The organism is Acidovorax sp. HMWF018, assembly GCF_003061035.1.
GTDB lineage: Bacteria > Pseudomonadota > Gammaproteobacteria > Burkholderiales > Burkholderiaceae_C > Acidovorax > Acidovorax delafieldii.
In genome coordinates, this window is record NZ_QAIM01000278.1 from 14,431 (window position 1) to 20,062 (window position 5,632).

3 protein-coding genes are annotated in these 5,632 nt (G+C 64.4%); 2 read left to right on the forward strand and 1 reads right to left on the reverse strand.

The genetic code is table 11. The annotated features are described in order from the left end of the window. A partial coding sequence (locus DBR23_RS30495) for a hydantoinase B/oxoprolinase family protein (protein WP_233250389.1) occupies positions 1-1,815 on the forward strand: 1,815 nt, incomplete at its 5' end. A 131-nt stretch (positions 1,816-1,946) separates the two neighbouring features. Continuing rightward, positions 1,947-3,620 carry a methyl-accepting chemotaxis protein gene (locus DBR23_RS10505; RefSeq protein ID WP_108498209.1) on the forward strand — a complete coding sequence of 558 codons (1,674 nt, stop codon included), beginning with the start codon at positions 1,947-1,949 and terminating at the stop codon, positions 3,618-3,620. 82 nt (positions 3,621-3,702) lie between these two features. Here the strand turns inward: DBR23_RS10505 and DBR23_RS10510 are convergent, their stop codons facing one another. Continuing rightward, positions 3,703-5,403, reverse strand: a complete 1,701-nt coding sequence (locus tag DBR23_RS10510) for an electron transfer flavoprotein-ubiquinone oxidoreductase (protein ID WP_056746137.1) — start codon at positions 5,401-5,403, stop codon at positions 3,703-3,705. Positions 5,404-5,632: the final 229 nt, after the last annotated feature.

The following is a 5,632-nucleotide window of genomic DNA, read 5'->3' on the forward strand; positions in this document are numbered from 1 at the left end:
CACCCGCAGCGCGAGATGGTGAAGATGTACTCGGGCAGCGCATGGCACGACGCTGCCTTGGTAGTGCGCGAGGACCTGCACCCCGGCGACGTGATCCCCGGCCCGGCCATCATTGCCGAGAAGAACACCACCACCGTGGTGGAGCCCGGCTGGTCTGCGCGCCTGACCGACCTGGACCACCTGGTGTTGGACCGCGTGACGGCCCGCAAGGTGCAGTACGCCGCAGGCACCACGGTGGACCCGGTGCTGCTGGAGGTGTTCAACAACCTGTTCATGAACATTGCCGAGCAGATGGGGCTGCAGCTGCAGAACACGGCGTATTCAGTCAACATCAAGGAGCGTCTGGACTTCAGCTGCGCGCTGTTCGATGCAGCCGGCAACCTGATTGCCAACGCGCCCCACATGCCCGTGCACCTTGGGTCAATGGGCGAGAGTATCAAGACCGTGATCCGCGAGAACGCGGGCAAGATGCACCCGGGCGATGTGTACATGCTCAACGACCCGTACCACGGTGGCACCCACCTGCCCGATGTGACAGTGATCACCCCGGTGTATGTGGCCGAGGGCAACGAGCCCACGTTTTATGTGGGAAGCCGGGGCCACCACGCGGACATTGGCGGCACCACGCCGGGCTCCATGCCACCGTTCTCCACGCGCATTGATGAAGAAGGTGTGCAGATCAACAACGTGAAGCTGGTGGACCGGGGCATCTTTCTGGAAGAGGAGGTGCGCACCCTGCTGGCCACGGGCGGCGGCACCACGCCGTACCCCAGCCGCAACCCGCAGCAAAACCTGGCCGACCTGCGCGCACAGATCGCCGCGAACGAGAAGGGCGTGCAAGAACTGTCGAAGATGGTGGACCAGTTTGGCCTGGATGTCGTGCAGGCCTACATGCGCCATGTGCAGGACAACGCCGAAGAGTCCGTGCGCCGTGTGATCACGCAGCTCAAGGACGGCAGCTTCACCCTGCCGCTGGACAACGGCGCGCAGATCAGCGTGTCGGTCAAGGTCAATGTGGCCGAGCGCAGTGCGGTCATCGACTTTGCAGGCACCAGTCCGCAGCAGATGAACAACTTCAACGCCCCCCGTGCCGTGTGCATGGCGGCCGTGCTGTATGTGTTCCGCACGCTGGTGGACGATGACATTCCGCTCAACGCCGGTTGCCTCAAGCCCCTGCAGGTGATCATTCCGCAAGGCTCCATGCTCAACCCCAACCCGCCGGCCTCGGTGGTGGCAGGCAATGTGGAGACCTCCACCTGCATCACCAACGCGCTGTTTGGCGCCTTGGGCGTGATGGCGGGTAGCCAGCCCACCATGAACAACTTCACCTTCGGCAATGCGCAGTACCAGTACTACGAAACCATTGCCGGTGGTAGCGGTGCGGGCGCGGTGCTGGACGCCTCGGGCCAGGCGGTGCGCGGCTTTGACGGCACCAGCGTGGTCCAGACCCATATGACCAACTCGCGCCTCACCGACCCCGAGGTGCTGGAGTTCCGCTTCCCGGTGGTGCTCGACAGCTACGAGATCCAGCGCGGCTCGGGCGGCGCAGGCCGCTGGGCGGGTGGCGATGGCGGCGTGCGGCGCGTGCGCTTCCTGGAGGCGATGACGGCCAGCATCCTGTCCAACGGGCGACTGAACCCGGCCTTTGGCATGGCGGGCGGCCAGCCCGGCAGGCCTGGTGCCAACCGCGTGCTGCGTGCCAATGGCCAGGTGGAGGAGCTGGGCCACATTGGCGCGGCGCTGATGGAGCCCGGCGATGTGTTCGAGATCGCCACCCCCGGCGGTGGCGGCTTTGGCGAATGTGTCACGTCCTGACGTGATGGATTGCTGACCCCCTGTGGGGTCGGCGCTGAGTGCCGGGAATCTGCTGCGGCGCACGGTGCACGTCGCTGGCTCCGCCGGATTCCACCCCCGCACGGTGCGGGAAATGAAACAGGAGAACGCTCATGAACTATTTGCCCGCCACTTCCGGGGCACCTGGCGGCGCCGCCTTCTCCGCCGCACCGGCCGACTCGGAGTTCCGCCGTGCCGCGCCAGACGCTACCGCCCAGAGCCCAGCGCCAGCGCGGCGCCGCCGGACCCTGAGCGTGGGGCAAAAGCTGGCGGCCAGCTTTGGCATCCTGGGCTTTGCGGTGGCGCTGCTGGGGGCCACCACCTGGCTGACAGGCCAGGACACGAGCCGTCAGGCCACATTGTTGACCACGGAGCAACTGCCCATCGAACGCACCGTGCGCGACTGGAAAACCCAGTCGGTCTACATCGGTCAGATTGCATTGCGCGCCACGCTCTCGTCCGACGTGTTCCCCCTGGTGGCCGAAATGCGTAACCAGATCGCTGCCGAAGACGCAATGCGCAAACGCATTGACGAGGCATTGGCGCAGGCGTCTTCCAGCGAGAGCGCCAGGCCCCTCTGGGCGCAGGCCCAGGCCGAACGCCAGAAATACGCCGTGCTGCGGGACGCGCTGGTGCAAAACGCCCTGGAAGCCAAGATCATCAGCCAGAAAGAGCTGCAGGAGCACGCCGCCGCGTTGACCCAATACCTGCGGTCCATCGACCAGTTGCTCGCGGCTTCCGAGCAGTCCTCCCTGAAGGCGGGGGACAGCATGATTGCCGATGCATCGCGTGCGCAATGGATCAGTGCCGTGGCGGTGCTGGTGGTGGTGGCGCTGTCGGCGCTGTTTGGCTGGCTGCTGCGGCGCTCCATCGTGCTGCCGCTGCGCCAGGCCTCCGAGGCGGCCGCTGTGGTGGCGCGGGGCGACCTCACAGTGCGTATGCAAACCCAGCGTACCGACGAGATCGGCCAGTTGCTCACGGCGCTGGACAAGATGGTCGAGTCGCTGCACTACGTGGTGACCGAGGTGCGTGACTCGGGCGAATCCATCCATGTGGCCAGCTCCGAAGTAGCAGCGGGCAACACCGATCTGAGCATGCGCACCGAGCACGCCGCCAGCAACCTGCAGCAGACGGCGGCCAGCATTGCCCAGCTGGCGCAGATGGTGGCCGCCAATGCCGACAGCACCCGCCAGGCCAATGCGCTGGCGCTCAACGCCACCGAGGTGGCCAGCAAAGGCGGCGAAGTGGTCAGCCAGGTGGTCAAGACCATGGAGGAGATCAATGCCAGCAGCAAGAAGATTGCCGACATCGTGGGCATCATCGATGGCATTGCGTTCCAGACCAACATCCTCGCGCTCAATGCGGCCGTCGAAGCCGCCCGTGCGGGCGAGCAGGGGCGCGGCTTTGCCGTGGTGGCCAGCGAAGTGCGGGGCCTGGCCGGGCGCAGCGCCAATGCGGCGCGCGAGATCAAGGCGCTGATCTCTACCAGCGTGGACAAGGTGAGTGACGGTGCCCGGCTGGTGGTGACCGCAGGTTCCACGATGGGCGACATCGTACAAAGCGTGGAGCGTGTGACCACGCTGATGTCCGAGATCAACGAGGCCAGCAGCGAGCAGAGCACGCAGATCGGCCAGGTGAGTCAGGCGGTGGACCAGCTCGACCATATGACGCAGCAGAACGCCGCGCTGGTGGAGCAGGGCGCCGCAGCGGCCCAGAGCCTCAAGGACCAGGCCAACCGGCTGGCGGGTGCGATGGGGCAGTTTCAGCTCACACGCGCAGCCGCGTGAGCGCCAGTGCCAGAGACATCAATAAAAAAGGGCCTGCAGTGCAGGCCCTTCAAGCGCAAGGTGCTATGAATTTTGACGGTGCTTACATGCCCGCGTAGTTCGGGCCACCGCCGCCTTCCGGCGTGACCCACACGATGTTCTGTGTGGGGTCCTTGATGTCGCAGGTCTTGCAGTGCACGCAGTTCTGCGCATTGATCTGCAGGCGCTGGGCATCACCGCCCTTGGTCGTGTCGGGCACAAACTCGTACACGCCCGCCGGGCAATAGCGCGCCTCGGGGCCGGCGTACTTGGCCAGGTTGATGTTGACCGGCACGCTCGGGTCTTTGAGCGTGAGGTGGGCGGGCTGGTTCTCTTCGTGGTTCGTGTTGCTGATGAACACGCTGGAGAGGCGGTCAAACGTGAGCTTGCCATCGGGCTTGGGATAGACGATGGGCTTGCACTCGGCGGCGGGCTTCAGGTACGCGTGGTCGGGCTTGTCGCGGTGCAGCGTCCAGGGGATGTGGCCGCGCAGCACGAACTGCTCAAAGCCGTTCATCAGCGTGGCCGTGGTCAGGCCGTACTTGAACCAGTTCTTGAAGTTGCGGTCCTTGTTCAGCTCGGTGTGCAGCCAGCTCTTTTCGAAGGCTTCGGGGTAGGCGGTCAGCTCGTCGTGCTGGCGGCCTGCCACCACGGCGTCGTAGGCGGCTTCAGCGGCCAGCATGCCGGTCTTGATGGCGGCGTGGCTGCCCTTGATGCGACCGACGTTCAGGTAGCCAGCATTGCAGCCCACCAGGGCGCCGCCTGGGAACACGGTCTTGGGCAGTGCGTTGATGCCGCTGGCGTTGATGGCACGTGCACCGTAGGACAGGCGCTTGGCTGTGATCTCGCCCTTCTCGTTTTCGAAGTAGTAGCGGACGTTGGGGTGCGTCTTCCAGCGCTGGAACTCCTCGAACGGGCTCAGGTAGGGGTTGGCATAACCCAGCCCCGTGACGAAGCCCAGTGCCACCTTGTTGCCCTCCAGGTGGTACAGGAAGGCGCCGCCGTAGGTGTCGTTCTCCATGGGCCAGCCGGCGGTGTGCATCACAAAGCCGGGCTGGTGCTTCTTGGGGTCGATCTCCCACAGTTCCTTCACGCCAATGCCGAAGCTCTGCGGGTCGCGGTCCTTGTCGAGGTGGAACTTGGCAATCAGCTGCTTGCCCAGGTGGCCGCGTGCGCCTTCGGCAAAAACGGTGTATTTCCCCAGCAGTTCCATGCCGAGTTGGAAGTTCTCGGTGGGCTCGCCATCCTTGCCAACGCCCATGTTGCCGGTGGCCACGCCCTTGACGGAGCCGTTGTCGTTGTAGAGCACTTCAGCCGCAGTGAAGCCGGGGAAGATCTCCACGCCCAGAGCTTCGGCCTGTTCGCCCAGCCATTTGGTCAGGTTGCCCAGGCTGATGATGTAGTTGCCGTGGTTCTGCGCAAAGGGCGGCAGGAACATGTTGGGCACGCGAAAGCCCGACTTTTCAGACAGGAAGATGTAGGCGTCGTCGGTGACGGGCTGGTTCAGGGGCGCGCCGCGCTTTTTCCAGTCGGGGATCAGCTCGGTGAGGGCCTTGGGGTCCATGATGGCGCCCGACAGGATGTGCGCACCGGGCTCGGAGCCTTTTTCGAGCACCACGACCGAGACGTCCTGGCCTTTTTCGGCCGCCAGTTGCTTCAGGCGGATCGCAGTGGCAAGGCCGCCAGGGCCGCCGCCAACGACCACCACGTCGTATTCCATGGATTCGCGGGGGCCGTATTGGGCGAGGATTTCTTCGTTGGTCATGGGCTTCTCGTCGGGCGTTTGATAATGGATTATTTTCTACAGAGCGCCGACCGCGCCCTGTCTGTCTGGCGACTGATTGTATTCACGGAATATGGACAATCGAACGACCGTTCTATTTTGATCAGTAGGGAGACTCTAAGGCTACGCTGAACAAGCCCTCGAAATTTCCCGCGCGAACGCGGAAGACGCCATTTTTTGGATTTTGTGGCCTCTTGCGCCGCCCATTTGG

What these genes read in the sequence shown, in the direction of transcription:
- DBR23_RS10505 (WP_108498209.1), top strand. Translation starts at nt 1,947, where the DNA reads ATGAACTATTTGCCCGCCACTTCCGGGGCACCTGGCGGCGCCGCCTTC.
- DBR23_RS10510 (WP_056746137.1), bottom strand. Translation starts at nt 5,403, where the DNA reads ATGACCAACGAAGAAATCCTCGCCCAATACGGCCCCCGCGAATCCATG.